The 17,346-nt window shown below is 67.4% G+C and carries 14 protein-coding genes, 1 tRNA gene and 1 pseudogene; 3 read left to right on the top strand and 13 right to left on the bottom strand.

Annotation, left to right across the window (positions count from 1 at the left end; genetic code table 11):
* Positions 1-139: 139 nt before the first annotated feature.
* The 5 genes and pseudogenes from AB0M45_RS13185 to AB0M45_RS13165 form a co-directional block, all read right to left on the bottom strand.
* Positions 140-1,075, bottom strand: a pseudogene (locus AB0M45_RS13185) (ABC transporter ATP-binding protein); the annotation flags it as partial.
* Positions 1,072-2,493: a branched-chain amino acid ABC transporter permease gene (locus AB0M45_RS13180; RefSeq protein WP_364327067.1), complete on the bottom strand. Its 1,422-nt coding sequence runs from the start codon at positions 2,491-2,493 to the stop codon at positions 1,072-1,074. The pseudogene AB0M45_RS13185 and the gene AB0M45_RS13180, both read right to left, overlap by 4 nt.
* Positions 2,490-3,527, bottom strand: coding sequence for a branched-chain amino acid ABC transporter permease (locus tag AB0M45_RS13175; protein ID WP_364327064.1), 1,038 nt, complete (start codon positions 3,525-3,527; stop codon positions 2,490-2,492). The genes AB0M45_RS13180 and AB0M45_RS13175 overlap by 4 nt, the downstream gene beginning before the upstream one ends.
* Positions 3,528-3,621: 94 nt before the next feature.
* A complete protein-coding gene (locus tag AB0M45_RS13170; RefSeq protein ID WP_364327061.1) occupies positions 3,622-4,821 on the bottom strand; it encodes a branched-chain amino acid ABC transporter substrate-binding protein in 1,200 nt (399 codons plus the stop codon).
* 232 nt (positions 4,822-5,053) lie between these two features.
* Complete coding sequence (locus tag AB0M45_RS13165) at positions 5,054-5,671, bottom strand: ANTAR domain-containing response regulator (RefSeq protein WP_040777220.1); 618 nt, start codon at positions 5,669-5,671, stop codon at positions 5,054-5,056.
* 222 nt (positions 5,672-5,893) lie between these two features.
* Between AB0M45_RS13165 and AB0M45_RS13160 the strand changes: the two genes are divergently transcribed.
* From AB0M45_RS13160 to AB0M45_RS13150, 3 genes are all read left to right on the top strand, one after another.
* Positions 5,894-5,977 (top strand) — tRNA-Leu (locus tag AB0M45_RS13160).
* Between the two features lie 1,080 nt (positions 5,978-7,057).
* A complete protein-coding gene (locus AB0M45_RS13155) occupies positions 7,058-7,678 on the top strand; it encodes a low molecular weight phosphatase family protein (RefSeq protein ID WP_364327056.1) in 621 nt (206 codons plus the stop codon).
* 193 nt (positions 7,679-7,871) lie between these two features.
* Positions 7,872-8,258 (top strand): hypothetical protein, encoded by a 387-nt coding sequence (locus tag AB0M45_RS13150; protein WP_364327053.1) that lies wholly within the window; start codon positions 7,872-7,874, stop codon positions 8,256-8,258.
* A gap of 44 nt (positions 8,259-8,302) precedes the next feature.
* On the opposite strand, the gene AB0M45_RS13145 is transcribed toward AB0M45_RS13150, so the two are convergent.
* From AB0M45_RS13145 to trpC, 8 genes are all read right to left on the bottom strand, one after another.
* On the bottom strand, positions 8,303-9,121 hold the full coding sequence (locus tag AB0M45_RS13145) for an acyl-CoA thioesterase II (RefSeq protein ID WP_245547961.1): 819 nt from the start codon (positions 9,119-9,121) through the stop codon (positions 8,303-8,305).
* Positions 9,122-9,216: 95 nt separating this feature from the next.
* Complete coding sequence (pyk, locus tag AB0M45_RS13140) at positions 9,217-10,635, bottom strand: pyruvate kinase (protein WP_364327050.1); 1,419 nt, start codon at positions 10,633-10,635, stop codon at positions 9,217-9,219.
* Between the two features lie 162 nt (positions 10,636-10,797).
* On the bottom strand, positions 10,798-12,204 hold the full coding sequence (locus AB0M45_RS13135) for a transposase (RefSeq protein ID WP_364327047.1): 1,407 nt from the start codon (positions 12,202-12,204) through the stop codon (positions 10,798-10,800).
* Between the two features lie 69 nt (positions 12,205-12,273).
* On the bottom strand, positions 12,274-12,768 hold the full coding sequence (locus AB0M45_RS13130; protein WP_364327044.1) for a TM2 domain-containing protein: 495 nt from the start codon (positions 12,766-12,768) through the stop codon (positions 12,274-12,276).
* A gap of 253 nt (positions 12,769-13,021) precedes the next feature.
* Complete coding sequence (lgt, locus tag AB0M45_RS13125) at positions 13,022-14,119, bottom strand: prolipoprotein diacylglyceryl transferase (RefSeq protein WP_364327041.1); 1,098 nt, start codon at positions 14,117-14,119, stop codon at positions 13,022-13,024.
* A gap of 117 nt (positions 14,120-14,236) precedes the next feature.
* Complete coding sequence (gene trpA, locus AB0M45_RS13120) at positions 14,237-15,040, bottom strand: tryptophan synthase subunit alpha (RefSeq protein ID WP_364327038.1); 804 nt, start codon at positions 15,038-15,040, stop codon at positions 14,237-14,239.
* A 55-nt stretch (positions 15,041-15,095) separates the two neighbouring features.
* Entirely contained in the window at positions 15,096-16,364 is a 1,269-nt protein-coding gene (trpB, locus tag AB0M45_RS13115; RefSeq protein WP_364327035.1) for a tryptophan synthase subunit beta, read from the bottom strand.
* A complete protein-coding gene (trpC, locus tag AB0M45_RS13110; RefSeq protein WP_364327032.1) occupies positions 16,361-17,179 on the bottom strand; it encodes an indole-3-glycerol phosphate synthase TrpC in 819 nt (272 codons plus the stop codon). Before trpC ends, trpB begins: the two co-directional genes overlap by 4 nt.
* Between the last annotated feature and the right edge of the window lie 167 nt (positions 17,180-17,346).

Below are 17,346 nucleotides of genomic sequence, written 5' to 3'. Positions count from 1 at the left end.
GCTGCGCGACCGCCGGCTTGTCCAGCGGCGCCTTCTCCGGCCCGGACCGCGCATCGTCACCGGGCCTACCGCTTTCGCCTGCCGCACTGCCGGATTCGCCTGCGACCCTGCCGGATTCGACCGCCTCGGTATCCGGCACGCCGAGATACGCAGCGATCACGGCCGGGTTCTCCCTGATATCCGCTGGCAGGCCGTCGGCGATCTTGCGGCCGAACTCCAGCACCACGATCCGGTCGGTCACGCCCATGACCAGCCGCATGTCGTGCTCGATCAGCAGCACCGTGAACCCGTCGTCGCGGATCTTGCGGATCAGGTCCATGAGCGCGGACTTCTCGCTCGGGTTGAACCCGGCCGCCGGCTCGTCCAGGCACAGCAGCTTCGGCTCGGTGGCCAGCGCGCGGGCGATCTCCAGGCGACGCTGGTCGCCGTAGGAGAGGTTGCGCGCCTTCTCCACCGCTCGCGGCGCGATGCCGACGAACTCCAGCAACGCCATACCGCGTTCGATGGCGTCGCGTTCCTCGCGCCGATGCCGCGGCGTCCGGAACACCGCACCCGGCACCGAGGTCTTGTGCCGCGCGTCGGTGCCGACCACCACGTTCTCCAGCGCGGTCATCTCACCGAAGAGACGTACGTTCTGGAACGTGCGCGCGATACCGAGACGGGTGATCGCATTGCGCTTGGTCTTCGTCAGGGGCTTCCCGTCGAAGTACACCAGCCCGGAGGCGGGCTGGTAGACACCGGTGATCGCGTTGAAGCAGGTGGTCTTGCCCGCGCCGTTGGGACCGATGAGGCCGAGGATCTCGCCGCGACGGATCTCGAAACTCACGTCGTCCAGGGCGGTGAGACCGCCGAACTTCACCGTCAGGCCCTCGGTGCGCAACAGCGGTTCGCCCACCGCGGTCTCGATGAGCCGATGTGGCGCAACGACTTCCGCGACCGTGTCGGAGTCGGCGAGATCCGGGATCACCGCGGTCACATCGACCGTGCCCGCACTCTGGACCTCCGGTGCGGGCGCATAGCCCGCCGCCATGTCCTCGTTGTCGAACAGCGCGTCGCCCGCGCCGGGCCCGGTCATCGTCCCACTCCGATCGGCTCGCGCACGGCCGGTCTGCGCACGGCCTGATACACCTGCCTGCCGTAGGTGAGCAGCTTCTGCCGCACCGGGAACAGACCCTGCGGACGCAGAATCATCATCACCACCAACGCGATACCGAAATACAGATACTTGAGGTCACCCAGCGATTGCGCGCCGCCCTTGCGGAACAGCAACACGCTGCCGAGCAGCAGCAGCGCCAGCACGCCGCTGGCCACCATGCCCGTGATCACCCCGCGGCGCGGCCACGCGCCCAGCCGGTCGGCCCACAGCCGCCAGACGACGATCAGCGCGACGAATACCGCGACGTCGATCGCCAGCAGGACGTACCCGGTCGACTCGTTGCTCACCAGGTTCACCGATTGCAGGCGCGCGGGCAGATAGGCGATGACGAACGCGCCGAAGATCACGCCGAGCTTGTTGCCCTGACCACCGATGACCACCGCGCACAGGAACAGCATCGAGTTGATGATGTTGAACCCGGTGGGGTTGATGAACTGCACCTGTCCGGCGTAGATCGCGCCGGACATGCCGCCGACCGCGGCGCCGATCATGAACGCCCACAGCTTGAACTTGAACGTCGGCACACCCATGATCTCGGCTGCGTCTTCGTCCTCGCGGATGGCCACCCAGGCGCGGCCGACCCGGCTGCGCTCCAGATTGCCGACCACCAGCAGCACGAGCACCACCAGCGCCATGCCGAACCAGTACCAGTAGGTGCCGTAGCTGGCGCGGTCGAGGAGGTTCACCGCGTCCGGGTCGCCGCTGTTGCCGCCCGAGAACACGCCCTCCGGCCTGCTCTCGGACTCGCCGACATGCGGATACGCCACACCCGACAGACCGAGGCTGCCGTTGGTCAGCTCGGTGAGGTTCTCCGCCAGCAACCGGACGATCTCACCGAACCCGAGCGTCACGATTGCCAGGTAGTCACCACGCAGACGCAGCGTCGGCGAACCGAGGATCAAGCCGGAGACGGCGGTCACCGCCACCGCGAGCGGCAGGCAGGCCAGCCACGCCCACTTCGGATCCAGCCAGCCGCCGTCGGTCTGGTTCCACGGGCTGTTGGGACTGGTGAGCAGGCCGACGGTGTACGCCCCGACGGCGTAGAACCCGACGTAGCCGAGGTCGAGCAGGCCCGCCTGCCCGACCACCACGTTGAGGCCGATCGCCAGCAGCGCGTACATCGCCACCTGCGCCATCACCAGGCCGAAGTTGTAAGAGGGTGTGTTCAGCAGCGGCGGAGGGAACAGCGGCAGCAGCGCCAGCAGGAGGAGAATCGGGACGCCGACGCCCCACTGCGCGGGCCTGCTCAGGCCGTCCCACCAGGTGCGGATCGCGTCGCCGAGGCCGTGGCGCGCGGTGTCCGGCGCGGGCCCCGCCGTCTTGGTCGTGTCGGTCATGCGCGTGCCCTTCCGAGACTCTCGCCGAGGATGCCGGTCGGGCGAACCATCAGCACAAGAACCAGCACCACGAACGCGACCACGTCGCGCCATTCGGTGCCGAACAGGATCTGGCCGTACTGCTCCACCACACCGAGCAGCAGGCCGCCGAGCAGGGCGCCGCGCAGATTGCCGATGCCACCCAGCACCGCGGCGCTGAACGCCTTGATGCCGAGGATGAATCCGCCGGAGTAGATGATCCCGTTCGGGATCTTGAGCGTGTACAGCATCGCCGCCGCGCCCGCGAGCACGCCGCCGATGAGGAAGGTGAGCATGATGACCCGCTCCCGCGACACACCCATCAGGGTCGCGGTGTCCGGGTCCTGGGCCACGGCCCGGATGCCGCGGCCGAACTTGGTCTGGTTGATCAGGACCTCGGTGACGATCGCCAGCACCACCGCGGCGACCACGATGAGCAGCATGATGTTGGTGACGTCCGCGCCGCCGAAACTGAACTGCACGGTGGGCTCGACGAGCCGGATCGCCTGCTGCGCGTTGGTGCCGCCGAGGTCGGAGCGGATCTTCGGCAGCACGAAGTGCACCAGTTCCTGGAGCACGAACGACATGCCGATCGCGGTGATCAGAAAGGCCAGCGGCTTCGCGCCCCGCTTACGCAGCGGCCGATAGGCCGCCCGTTCCAATCCGACCGCCGCACCGCCGGATACCAGCATGCCCACGACCATCGCCAACCCGAGATAGACGACGGTGAGCACGACACCCTGGGTGTAGACATCGGGACTCGCGACGAATCCGAAGATCATCAACCCGATCAATTGCCCGAACAAGCCGAGCATGAAGATTTCCGAATGGGCGAAATTGATCAGGCGCAATACGCCGTAGACCAACGTATAACCCACGGCGACCAAGGCATAGATGGCGCCATAGGTCACTCCGTCGACGGTCAGTCGCCAGAAACTATCGATCAACCCCTCGTAGTTGAAGTCGATCGAGCCGCCGAGGAGTTGTGCCCCACCGGCCAATGCCATTGATTTCATTTATTTCTTGCCCTCATCCATTCGCCCGCCGAACAACGGCACGTACGGGGGTTCGCGCGGACCCCCGTACGTGCCGTTCGTCCGAGTCCCAGAGCTACTTGACCTCGTACACCCAGATCAGCGCGTTCGACAGCTCACCGTTCGGATTCCACTTGTACTGACGCGCGAGGCCGGCACCGTCGTACGTCCGCACATATTCGAGTAGATCCGAGCGGGTCACCTTACCGCCGTCGATGCCCTTGGCCAAGATGGCGGCCAGGTCGTACGCCTCGACCGAATAGACACCGGGCGCCTGACCGTTGAGTGCCTCGTAGTCCTTGGCGAACTTCTCCGGGGCCGGACCGCACGGGCACGACAGCTTCGCGCCCTTGGCCGCGCTGCCCGCCTGCGCGACGAACTGCGGGTCGTTGGTGCCGTCGGCGGACACGAAGACCGCCTTCACGCCACCGGACTTCAGCTGCTGGGCCAGCGGCGCGGCCTCGGAGTAGTAGCCGGAGTAGAAGATGGCGTCCGGATTCGCGCCCGCCACCTTGGTGACCGTCGCGGAGAAGTCCTTGTCGCCCTTCTTGATGCTGGCGGCGCAGGCCGGATCGGCCGCGGCGCCCAAGCCCTCGGTGATCGACTTCGCCAGGCCGGTGCCGTAGTCGGTGTTGTCCTGGATGACGCAGACCTTCTTGTAGCCCGCGGTGTTGACCAGGTACTTCGCCACGGACGGGCCCTGCACGTCGTCGTTGGCCAGGCCGCGGAAGAAGGTGGTCCAGCCGTTCTGGGTCAGCGTCGCGTTGGTGGCCGAGGAGGTGACCGAGACCAGGCCCGCGTCGCTGAGTATCTTGCCGGTCGCCTTCGTCTCACCGGAGAACGCGGGGCCGACCAGGCCGATGATCGACCTGTCGTTGACGATCTGCGGGATCACCTGGGTGGCCTTCTGCGGGTCACCCTCGGTGTCGAACTGCTTCAGCTCGATCTTGCAGCCGGGGTTGGCCTTGTTGTGCTGGTCCAGGGCGAGCTTGACGCCGTTGACGATATTGATGCCGAGCGCGGCGTCCGGACCGGTCAGCGCGCCCGCCATAGCGATGGACGTACCCGGCGCGCAGGTCGCCTTGCCGTCGCCCGCGGGATCGGCCGCGGCGGCGGCATCCGCCTTCGGCACCTCCTTGCCCTGCTGGTCGACCTGCAAAACCGGCTGGATGGACAGGCCACCCGCGCCATTGGTGCCCGAGGAATCCGAACCGCTGCTGGTGGATTTGTCGCTACAACCCGTCAGCACCAGCGCGGCGGCAGCGCCGACGGCCAAAACACCTCGCGTCGATCGACTGCGCCATGTCGAACTAAGCACGATTCACCTCATCTAAGTTCTGTGCTCCCCCGGGGTCGCCGAGGAGGCCGACCACGTCAGCCCGGTCAGAACATAGCGTCGGTACGTTAGTTCCGCATCACATTCGGATCATGCGCGCGACATTGTGTCGAATTCTTGTTCACGATCGCGTTTCGACCGCGTAAATTTTCCCGCCGCGCGCGCACCGATGTCACTTCGGCGTCAGGTTCTCCAACACGACTTCCGCGACCGCCTTCATGGTCGTGCGCCGATCCATTGCCGTGCGCTGAATCCACTTGAACGCCTGCGGCTCCGAAAGGCCTTGAGTCTGCATCAGCACACCCTTGGCGCGCTCGACCAGCTTCCGTGTCTCCAGCCGATCGGCCAGATTCGCCACCTCGCTCTCCAGCGCGGTGATCTCATGGAAGCGGCTGGCCGCCAATTCGATGGCCGGCACCAGGTCCGATTTGGTGAACGGCTTCACCAGGTAGGCCATCGCACCCGCGTCCCGCGCCCGCTCCACCAGATCACGCTGGCTGAACGCGGTCAGAATCACCACGGGCGCAACACGTTTGGACGCGATCTCCGCCGCCGCGTCGATCCCGTCCCGGCGCGGCATCTTCACATCCATGATGACCAGATCCGGCCGGTGCTCCACCGCGAGATCGACCGCCTGCTGCCCGTCGCCCGCCTCGCCGACCACCTGATAGCCCTCTTCGGTCAGCATCTCGACCAGATCCATGCGAATGAGCGCCTCGTCCTCGGCGACGACGACCCGCTTCGCCCCGGCGTCCCGCTTGGTGCCGGCGCCCCCAGCTGCTGTGCTCATAGGTAGACCCCTCTGGTTCCGATGCCCTTGACCCGACACGCCGAAAATAGGCCGCGATCGCACGGACGACCACCGCACCCCATCAGGCTGCCGAGTGATGTAAAGAGTACCTTTCACTTCGGCATAGAACGCATATACCCTGCGCAAACCGCGCGGTCGGGGCACCGAGACCAACCCATTCGCTTCCACGGCACCCCACCCGCTATAGTTTCCACCCGGTGCGCCGAGTTGGCGGAACTGGCAGACGCGACGGTCTCAAAAACCGTTGTCCGAAAGGACGTGTGGGTTCGAGTCCCACACTCGGCACTCGCTCCCTAGGTGAGCCCTGTTCGCGGAGGGCGCTCACTGGTGGGGAGTTCGTCGTTTTTCTGGGGGTGCAACCCCCAGACCCCGCTCGGCGGGGCTGCGCCCCCCGAACCCCCATGTGGGTAGTTGCGTTGGGTGGAAGCGTCTCGTCTGGTAGTTGGTGTGATCCGGTGTTACGGCCAGCAGTTGTCAGCAACAACCAGAAGCTGCCTTCGTCTGCGGAGAGCGCTCACCGGACGGGGGTCGTTGCATCTTCTGAGCGGTGAGACTTCCGGCCTTCCTCGGCGGGTCTTTCCTACCTCGTGCGTGTGGTTGCGTTGCGGAAGGGTCTGTCTGGTCATAGGCGCGATCCGGTGTTGCGGTCAGCTGTAGTTACCAGAAATTGGCAGCTGTCTTCGGCAGTCTGTGGGTGCAACCCCGGGCTCCGGTTTCGATCTGGGTGCATCTTCGGAACGGTGGGGGGTTGCCGCGTCCTGCGCGTGAGTCGGCGGGGCGACTCTTCCGTGTTGCGGTCGGCGAATGTTACGGGCGGTCGCGAGTTGCGTTCATAGATTTCGCGCGGGGTATGTGGTTCCGTTGGTTTGTGCTATGGAGCGGGTGGCGGCGGGATGACAGAAGGTCCTGCGCGACTCGGCCTGCACCGGCTTCGGCGCGAGGCCTAGGCTTCGGGCGCGGCGACATCGACGCCATGGACCCCGCGACCGGGCTCGCGCGGTTCGCGCCCGTGGCCCACCCTCGGACGGAGGTTCACCACCGCGCCCGCGTCGAGGACAGCCCGCCGAGTTGAAGCCCGTCGCACCCGAATCCACTTACCGCGACGGCGAATTCGAGCAGTCTGGGCAGCCTGTCATATCACGAAGCAATCACAATGCAGCGTTTCGCTGCGGGTGCCACGGGGTACATCAAGTGTGGGGAATCAGACCGCACCACCCGCGGAAGTGACGTACGTCGCAGGCCAGAGCGGAAAAAGCGGCGAGCTTCGTGTACGGCGCGCTACGAACAGATGAATATGTTGTTCCCACACCTGGGACTACCACATCGGGGCGTTCTGGTACCCTCCGCGCGGATTATCGTGTTTGTATGCACGTCCTGTTCGTCTGCAACGGCAACGTTTGCCGGTCGGTAATCGCCGAGCGGCTCACCCGCGCCTTGGCGGCCGAGCACGCTCTGCCCCACCTCACCACCGAAAGCGCGGGAACCCGTGCGCTGGTGGGATTTCCGGTCGAACCGCTCGCCGCGCAGACCATCGCGGGGCTCGGCGCCGACCCGGCCAACTTCCGGGCCCGGCGCCTGAAGCCGGAGATGATCGACAAAGCCGACTTGGTCCTCGCGATGACCGAGCAGATCCGCGACCAAGCGATCGAAATGGCCTTCGGCGCTCGGCCGCGCACTTTCACGCTGCTGGAAGCCAGCCGCATCGCCCACGTCACCGGGGCACGCACAGTCGCCGAACTGCATGCCGCGCGCAACGATCTCGCACTGGTCGGCCGGGAGAACATCGCCGACCCGGTCGGGTTGTCGGCCCAGGCGTTCTGCGAGATCGGTGACCGCATCGCCGAGGCGCTCGTGCCGCTGCTGCTGGCGCTCGCGCCGCACGAGCAGCCCCGCACGCAGGACGACGAGCGCACCGGACTGGTGATCCGTCCCGGCGCGGCACGCGCGCCGCTGGCGACCTTCCTCGCCGCCCAGCGCGCGCGATAACACGCCACCACACGGAAGCGGCTCGGGCAGCGTCGAATACCCGGCCGACCCGCCTGTCACGAGTCGGCTATGTCCATTCCGGGCCTGGACGGTTTACACTCCCGCGGACAACACTCTCCGCCGTTGCTGCTTCGACACAGGACAGGAATCAGACATGCCGAAGCGAATTTCGGATGTTTCGCTCCATGTTTATGTGACACCGGAAGCTCTGGAACGCGTCGTCGAGACCGTGCGCGAGGTGGTGGACGACTATCTCACCGACTGCGACGTGTTCGCCTGGCGCTTCACCTTGCCGGTCGATACCGACGACCCGGCGCATGCGACGCTGGCGAGCCACTGCGCGACGAACCGGCTCGACGACGCACCGGAAAACCGCCGCACCTACGAAATCGCGCTCAGCCTCGTCGGGGCGCCGGACCAGCTGACCGACGACGACGTGGCCACGCTGGAACGGCAACTGCTGTGCGGTGTCTCCGGACTCGCGCGAACCGAGCCGGGACGGCAAATCCCGGTCTCGATCCGCGCCTCGCAGCGCACCGACGTCGATCTCGACATCGATCGCGACCGCGAACTGCTGTAGAGCGGGTCGGTGGACCCGGGCCCGGAGTGAAGGCGGAGGTACGCCTAGCCCCGCTGACGCGAGGGGAAGTGGCGGATTAGCCCCTCCTGCACCGTGGTGGCCAGTAGGTCTCCACTGCGGGAGTAGAACCGTCCGGTCGCCAGGCCACGGGAGCCCGCTGCCACCGGCGACTCGGTGGCGTACAGCGCCCACTCGTCGAAACGGAACGGGCGGTGGAACCAGATCGAGTGGTTGACCGTGGCCGCCACGATCCGGTCCAGGCCCCACGACAGCCCGTGGGTGGTGATGATCGAGTCCAGCACCGTGGTGTCGGACGAATAGCCCAGCATCGCCACGTGGATCAGCGGGTCGTCGGGCAGCCTGCCGTCCGCGCGCATCCACACCCGATTGTGGTTGAGCCGCTCCCCCGTGCCCTTGAGAATCCAGGCCGGGTCGTTGGTGTAGCGCATATCGATCGGATGCGGCGCGTTGACGAACATCTCCAGCTTGTCCTCCAAGCCTTCGAAGCTCTCCTCCACGCGAGGCAGCGTCTCCGGATCGGGCACCTCCGGCTGGGCGTGCGCGTGCTCGAGCCCCTTGCCCCAATCCTGGAACGCGGCGAGCATCACGAACAGCTCCTGGCCGTCCTGAGTGGCGGTGACCGTGCGGTTGGCGAACGCGCGGCCGTCGCGATGGCGGTCCACCCGGTATTCGATCGGCTTCTTCACATCCCCGCCGCGCACGAAATGCGCGTTCACCGCGTGCACCGGACGGTCACCGACCGTCCGTCCCGCCGCGATGATGGCCTGCGAGACGAGCTGACCCCCGAAGGTCCGGCTCCACACCTTCTCCGGGTGCTGGCCGACGAAGACGTCCTCGTCCATCTGTTCCAGATCGAGCAGGCCGAGCAGCACGTCCAAGTCGGAGCGCCGTGTGGGCGGCTCCTCGACGATGACGGGACTGCCTAGGGAAGCACTCACTAATGGTCCTCCTCGCCGATGCGGTGCACGTGGATCAGATTGGTGGAGCCTACGGTGCCGGGCGGCGATCCCGCCACGATGACCACCAGATCACCCTTCTGGTATCGGTCCATCGACAGAAGTGCTACATCCACCTGGTGGATCATCGCATCGGTGCTGTTCACGGTCGGCACGATGAAGGTTTCCGTGCCCCAGGTCAGTGCCAGCTGGCTGCGCACCTCCGGCAGCGGCGTGAACGCCAGCAGCGGCAGCGGAGTGTGCAACCTGGCCAGGCGGCGCACCGTGTCACCCGACTGGGTGAACGCCACCAGCGCCTTGGCGTTGAGCCGCTCGCCGATGTCCCGGGCGGCGTAGGAGATCACACCGCGCTTGGTACGGGGCACGTGCGTCAGCGGGGGGACCCGGGTCGACTCGGTTTCCACCGCGTGCACGATGCGCGCCATCGTGCGCACCGTCTCGATCGGGTACTTGCCCACCGAGGTCTCACCCGACAGCATCACCGCGTCGGCGCCGTCGAGCACCGCGTTGGCCACGTCCGAGGCCTCGGCGCGGGTCGGGCGGGAGTTGTCGATCATCGACTCCAGCATCTGGGTGGCGACGATGACCGGCTTGGCGTTCTCCCTGGCCATCTGGATGGCGCGCTTCTGCACGATCGGCACCTGCTCCAGCGGCAGCTCCACGCCGAGATCGCCGCGGGCGACCATCACCGCGTCGAAGGCGAGAACCACGGCCTCCAGGTTGTCGATCGCCTCCGGCTTCTCCAATTTGCCGATCACCGGCACCCGGCGGCCGACACGATCCATCACGTCGTGCACCAGCTCGACATCGGAAGGGGACCGCACGAACGACAGCGCGATGAAGTCGACGCCGAGCTTCAGCGCGAACTCCAGGTCCTCGATGTCCTTCTCCGACAGCGCGGGCACCGACACGTCCATGCCCGGCAGCGAGACGCCTTTGTTGTTGGAGACCGGGCCGCCCTCGGTGACCCGGCAGACCACGTCGTTGCCGTCGACGCGGGTGACGACCAGGCCCACCTTGCCGTCGTCGACCAAGAGGCGGTCGCCGGCCTTGGCGTCTTGGGCCAGTTCCTTGTAGGTCGTGGACACCCGGTCGTGGGTCCCGTCGATGTCGTCGACGGTGATGCGGACCTCTTCGCCCGTCGCCCAGACGGTCTTTCCCTCCAGGAAGCGGCCGAGGCGGATCTTGGGACCCTGGAGGTCGGCGAGAATGCCGACGGCTCGGCCGAGGTGGTCGGCGGCCTGACGCACCTTCTTGTAGTTCTCGGCATGGTCCACGTGCTCGCCGTGGCTGAAGTTCAGCCGCGCTACGTCCATACCGCTCTCGACGAGTTCGCGGATACGGTCCTCGGTGGCAGTGGCCGGGCCGAGCGTGCACACAATCTTCGTCCGTCGCATCACGGGTAGAGCCTAGTCCTGCTGGGTGTACAGGTCTCGCCGTGGCCACGGTGAAACCTTGGTGAAAAATATGAACGACGGCTCGATAGCCGGTACAAACGGATACTCAGCGCGCGACATGCCGGGCCAACCTCGTTTCCAGCCGGGTCTGCGCGAATCCGAGGATCAGGCAGATGCCCCAGTAGTACAGCGCCGCGACCCGCCGAGGTCTCCACAGGCTGTCACCGCACGTCCTGCGGCGAGGATGTTCTGCGCGGCGTTTACATCCGCGTTCGCGCGATATCCGCAACTGGTGCACCGGTACACCGCTTGGCTCTCACGGCTCACTGGGTCCACACTGCGGCAGCGCGAACACGTCTGCGACGTATACGCGGCCGGAACCTTCACAATCCGGGTGCCCGTGTACCAGGCCACGTTGGCCAGCGCCAGCTCGAACCGATACCAGCCCTTGCCGAGGATGGCTCGGTTCAACCCCGCTTTCTGGGCGACGCCGCGACCGGGCTCAGAGACGGTTCCCTTCGCGCTGGCCGTCATGTTCGTGATGGCGAGGTGTTCCAGCACGACCAGGCCGTGGCGGGTGGCGAGCCGGTTGGCGACCTGGGCGGCGAAGTCAGCGCGCCGATCCGTTTCCCGCCGCTTCAACCTCCGCATCGCCGCAATGGTCTTGCGCCGCTTACCACTGTGCTTCTGCTGCCGCGCGAGCTTCTGCTGCAACCTGCGGTAGCGCGTGCGCTCACCGGGTGTGGTGAATGCGCGGTCGTGCATGCTGCCGTCGGAGCAGGCCACAGCGACCGCGACACCCCGATCCACTCCCACCACGCTCGCGCTCGCATGCTGTTCGGGTGTCTGCTTGCCGTCCTCGACCAGGAACGACACGTACCAGTGCACGCCCTCGCGCGACACCGTGGCCGACCGGACGCAGCCGCCGAGGGGGCGGGACCAGCGGAACCGCACCCACCCCAGTTTCGGCAGCTTCGCCCTGCCCCATCGGCGACCGAGCCGCTCGACGGGGATCTTGTTGCCTTCGGGGAACCGGAACGACGGCCGCCACCACCGCGCGGACCGCCATCGAACCTTCCAGGTGCCGCGTTCCCGACAGGCCCGGTCCAAGTCCATCAGGGTTTGCTGCAGGCAATGCGCGGGAGCGTCGGTCAACCACGGATGCTCGATCTTCGCGGCGGCGAGTTGCCCGGCCTGCTCGCGGTAGTTGATCCAGGCGTCCCGGCGCCGATACTCCCGCCGCTGCTCCAACCCGATGTTCCACACCGCACGGCAAGTGTCACCGATCAGTTCGGCGTACTGCGCTTGAGTCTCATTGAGGGACAAGCGATAACGGCGGCCGGTCAGCACATCCCGAACTCTAACGCAAGGAACCGACAACCACGGACTTGATGCGCTACCGGAAAGACCGGGTGTGCACGCACGATTCTCCGATTGGAATCGCCGCTGCGGCAAGCTGGGCGATCCGCAGCAAATGGTCGCAGGCCAGCGAGTGACCTTGACCAGCGAGATCAGTCTCTTGGACAGGATCGGCACGGCGATCCGGTCGGCATGCGGAAGGATTGTGCTCATTGCTTTCGCCCGGCGTACACAGGGAGGCGGACAACCTGCGCCCGCCTCCCTGTGCCGGTGCGATCGCGATCAGTCGCGCAGCGGGCGACCTTGGGGATCGGGGACCTTGCCGACGATGATCATGATGCCGTCGATGAGACCCCAGATGCCGCCGATGCCGCAGGTGAAGATCGTGACCACCAACTGGGCGATGCCGAGCCCGGTGTAGCCGAGATAGAAGCGCCCGACGCCGAAACTACCGAGGAAGATCTGCAGCAGACCCGCGATCAGCTTCTGCTTCTCCGACAGCGGCACGCCGAAGGGGTCGCGGCCCCACGGCGCCTCCGGGTCGTTCGGGTTGTAGCCCTGCGGCACACCCGGGTACGGCGCGGGCGGGTAACCGCCCGGCTGCTGGCCGTAGGGGTCGACGGGCTGGCCGTACTGCGGCTGGCCGTAGGGGGCCGATGGCGGGCCGTACTGCGGCGGGCTCTGCGCCTCCAGCGGCTTGGTCAGATCCGGACCCGTACCGGGCGGGCCGTACTGCGGGCCCGTGGAACCCGGAATCTGCTGGTTAGGGTCGGTCACTCATGTCCTCCTCATTAGTGCGGGCACCCTCTACTCGGCCCCCGTCATTGCTGGACCGCCGATTTGCCGCTCGCGACGATCACGAGACATTGTCACCGGGATCGACCGGGTTGTCGCCCCCGATGTTCTCGGCCCTGCGAGGAGTTATCGCCGTGTGTCGCCGATTCGTTGCCGTGGAGGAGAACCGGCGCAGGCGGCAGCGGGTCGGCGGGCGCGCCGAATCCACTGCGCCGCCCGCACCGGATGGCACGAATCAGCTCTTGTCCGAACCCGCCTTCTCCGAACCGGTCTCAGCGGACTCGCCACCGGACGTCTCCGGATCGGACTCGCGGTCGGACGTCTCCTCGGCGGCCGCATCGGTCGCGGTCTGCTCGGATGCGGCGACCGAAGGCTTCTCGGCCGACGCCGTACCCGCGGCGCGCAACGCGCGCAACTGCCACGGCCACGGACGAGGACTCGCGCCGGGCTGCAACTGCTCGGGCGTCTCGCGGCCCTTGGTGGCGAACACGAAGTAAGCGATCGCGCCCAGGAACACCACGGCGGAGGTGAACGAGTTGATCCGGATGCCCGCGATCTGGGTCGCCTCGTCGGCGCGCATCAGCTCGATGAAGAACCGCCCGAAGCAGTAGCCGGCGACGTACAGCGCGAACAGGCGTCCGTGCCCGATCCGGAAGCGCCGGTCCACGTACACCAGCAGCACGACGACGAGCAGGTTCCAGATCAGCTCGTACAGGAAGGTGGGATGCACGATCTTGTCGACCACGCCGGTGGAGACGCCATTCATCATGTCCAGCTGACCCTCGTCGCCGACCCGGCGGAAGATCTGCAAACCCCACGGCACGTCGGTCTCGCGGCCGTACAGCTCCTGGTTGAAATAGTTGCCGAGCCTGCCGATGGCCTGGGCGAGCAGGATCGGCGGTGCGACCGCGTCACCCAGCGCGGGCAACGGGATGCGGTACACCCGGCAGCCGATCCACGCGCCGATGCCGCCCAGCAGCACCGCGCCCCAGATGCCGAGTCCACCTTGGTAGATCTTCAGCGCGTCGACCGGGTTGCCGTCCGCACCGAAGTACTTCTGCCAGTCGGTGGCCACGTGGTAGAGCCTGCCGCCGACCAGACCGAACGGCACCGCGAACATCGCGACATCCAGGATCGCGCCGGGCTGGCCGCCGCGCGCGCGCCAGCGCCGTTCACCCCACCAGATCGCGACGACGATGCCGAGAATGATGCACAAGGCGTACGCCCGTAACGGGAAGGGCCCGATCTGCCACACGCCCTGCGCGGGGCTGGGAATGTAGGCCAGCACGTCGCTGTTGGCCACGACACTGTCTGCCAGGACTCGTAAGGTCACGGTCGCCACCGTAGCGGAGTGCGCTTCAGCCGCAAGCTCCACGGTCGGGCGTCGCCCGATCCGCTGGCATCCGGTTGCTCAGCACCGCGGCGTCAGATGGACCTCACGGCCTATGAGTCAACTCACGAACGCGATCGGTGAACGGACACCGGCCGCGAGTTCGGCGGTGAGTCGCCGCACTGGGTCCAGCCCGGCCGCGGCCGCGGTGACCAGCGCCGAGCCGACGATCACACCGTCGGCGTAGCCCGCGATTTCGGCGGCCTGTTCCCCCGAGCGCACGCCGAGCCCGACGCCGATCGGGATGTCGGAGTGGGCCCGGATGCGCGCGCACAGCGCGGGCGCGGCCGAGGAGACCACGTCGCGAGCGCCGGTGACGCCCATGGTCGAGGCCGCGTACACGAAGCCGCGGCTGGCCTCGAGCGTCTTCACCAGGCGCTCCTCGGTGGACGACGGCGCGACCAGGAAGATGCGGTCCAGATTGTGCGTGGACGAGGCGACGAACCAATCGTCGGCCTCCTCCGGGATCAGGTTGGGAGTGATGATGCCCGACCCGCCTGCGGCGGCCAGATCGCGTGCGAAGCGATCGACGCCGTACTTGAGCACCGGATTCCAGTAGCTCATCACCACGGCCTTGCCGCCGGCGGCGGTGATGGCCTCGACGACGGAGAACACGTCACGCACTCGCACGCCGCCACGCAGCGCCTGCTCGGCGGCGGCCTGGATGGTCGGGCCGTCCATCACGGGATCGGAGTAGGCGACGCCGACTTCGATGATGTCGCAGCCGGATTCGACCATCGCGCGCACGACCTCGATCGAACCGGCGAGGTCGGGGAAACCGGCGGGCAGATAGCCGATCAGCGCGGCGCGGCCTTCGGCGCGGCAGGCGGCGAAAGTGTTCGCCAGACGAGACTGCTGACTCACGACTGCGCCTCGCCTGCGCTCGGGCTGCTCACGACTGCACCTCGCTGGCGCTCGCTCACTGGTCCGCCTCCTCGGTCTCGGCGTCGAACAGCCCGAACCACCGCGCTGCCGTGTCCATGTCCTTGTCACCCCGGCCGGAGAGATTCACCAGGATGATCGCGCCGGGACCGAGTTCCTTGCCCAGTTGTACCGCGCCCGCGACCGCATGCGCCGACTCGATCGCCGGGATGATGCCCTCGCTGCGGCTGAGCAGCAACAGCGCGTCCATCGCCTCGGTGTCGGTGATCGGCCGGTACTCGGCGCGGCCGATGTCCTTCAGATAGGCGTGTTCGGGACCGACGCCGGGGTAGTCCAGACCCGCCGAGATCGAGTGCGACTCGATGGTCTGGCCGTCCTCGTCCTGCAACAGGTAGGAGTACGCGCCCTGGAAGGCGCCCGGCGTTCCGCCGGTGAAAGTGGCCGCGTGCCGCCCGGTGTCGACGCCGTCACCGGCCGCCTCGTAGCCGATCAACCGGACGTCGGCGTCGTCGAGGAACGCGTGGAAGATGCCGATGGCGTTGGAGCCGCCGCCGACGCAGGCGACGACCGCGTCGGGCAACCGGCCGGTCGAAGCCTGCACCTGGGCGCGGGCCTCCATGCCGACGATGCGCTGGAAATCGCGCACGAGCATCGGGAACGGGTGCGGGCCCGCGGCGGTGCCGAAGCAGTAGTAAGTGTCGTCGGCGTTGGTCACCCAGTCGCGCAGCGCCTCGTTGATGGCGTCCTTCAGGGTTTGCGAACCGGAGGTCACCGAGACCACCTCGGCGCCGAGCAGGCGCATGCGCGCGACGTTCAGCGCTTGGCGCGCGGTGTCGACCGCGCCCATGTAGATGATGCAGTCCAGGCCGAGCAGCGCGCAGGCGGTCGCCGTGGCCACGCCGTGCTGGCCCGCGCCGGTCTCGGCGATCACCCTGGTCTTGCCCATCCGCTTGGCCAGCAGGGCCTGGCCGAGCACATTGTTGATCTTGTGCGAGCCGGTGTGGTTCAGGTCTTCGCGCTTGAGCAGAATGCGCGCACCGCCCGCGTGCTCGGCCAGCCGCGTGCACTCGAACACCGGCGACGGGCGGCCGGTGTAATCGCGCTGCAGCCGGTCGAGTTCGTTGAGGAACGACCCGTCGAGCCGGGACTTCTCGTATTCGGCGGTGACCTCCTCGATCACCGCCATCAGTGCCTCGGGGACGTGCCTGCCGCCGTAGACACCGAAGTGCCCGCCCGCGTCCGGCTCGTGGCCGCTGCGCTGGGCGACGCCGTCACTGGCCTGGGGTAATGCCGCCACGCCCGTCACCGGCCCCGCCGCGCCGGCTTCGGGCAGGACGGGTGCGTCCCCGCGGTCACCAGCTCCGACACCGCGGCGCGCGGGTCCCCGCTGGTCACCAGGCCCTCGCCGACGAGAACGGCGTCCGCGCCCGCGCCCGCGTAGGCCAGCAGGTCGGCGGTGCCGCGGATGCCGGACTCGGCGATCCGGATGACCTCGGTGGGCAGGCCTGGCGCGATCCGGGCGAACACATCGCGATCGACCTCGAGCGTCTTGAGGTTGCGGGCGTTCACACCGATCACGGACGCGCCCGCCTCCAGCGCGCGGTCGGCCTCCTCCTCGGTGTGCACCTCGACCAGCGCCGTCATCCCCAGCGATTCGGTGCGGTCGATCAGCGAGGACAGCACGTCCTGCTCCAGCGCCGCGACGATGAGCAGGATGACGTCCGCGCCGTGCGCGCGGGCCTCGTGGATCTGGTACGGGCCGACGACGAAGTCCTTGCGCAGGATCGGGATGTTCACCGTGGCGCGGACCGCGTCCAAGTCGTCCAGCGACCCGTTGAAGCGGCGGCCCTCGGTGAGCACGCTGATGATCCGGGCGCCACCGTCCTCGTAGGCCTTGGCGAGGCTGGCCGGGTCGGGGATGTCCGCGAGCTCGCCCTTGGACGGACTGGCACGCTTGACCTCGGCGATCACGCCGATGCCGTCCTCGAGCAGCGCGGCACGGGCGTCCAGTGGCGCGGGTGCGGCGGCGGCGGCGGCCTTGACCGCCTGGAAGCCGAGAAGGGCTTCCCGAGCGGCCACATCCGCGCGGACCCCGTCGAGAATCGAGTCGAGTACCGTCATCTGGCTCGAATCCTTTCTGGGGAGACGGACTTGCTACCTGAGAATCCCCCCAGGCGCTGTCTCACCGATGCTGACAAAGAATAAATGGACCTACCGGGCGCGTTCGCGCCGGGGCTCGAGTTGGACCACGCGGAAGGGCTCGGCGCAAGGTGGTACCCGCCACACCC

Origin of the sequence: Nocardia sp. NPDC051787 (assembly GCF_040681325.1) — a bacterium.
In the GTDB taxonomy this organism is placed as follows: Bacteria; Actinomycetota; Actinomycetes; order Mycobacteriales; family Mycobacteriaceae; genus Nocardia.
Note: the sequence above shows the minus strand (reverse complement) of the source record. Positions and strands in the feature narration are given on the sequence as shown.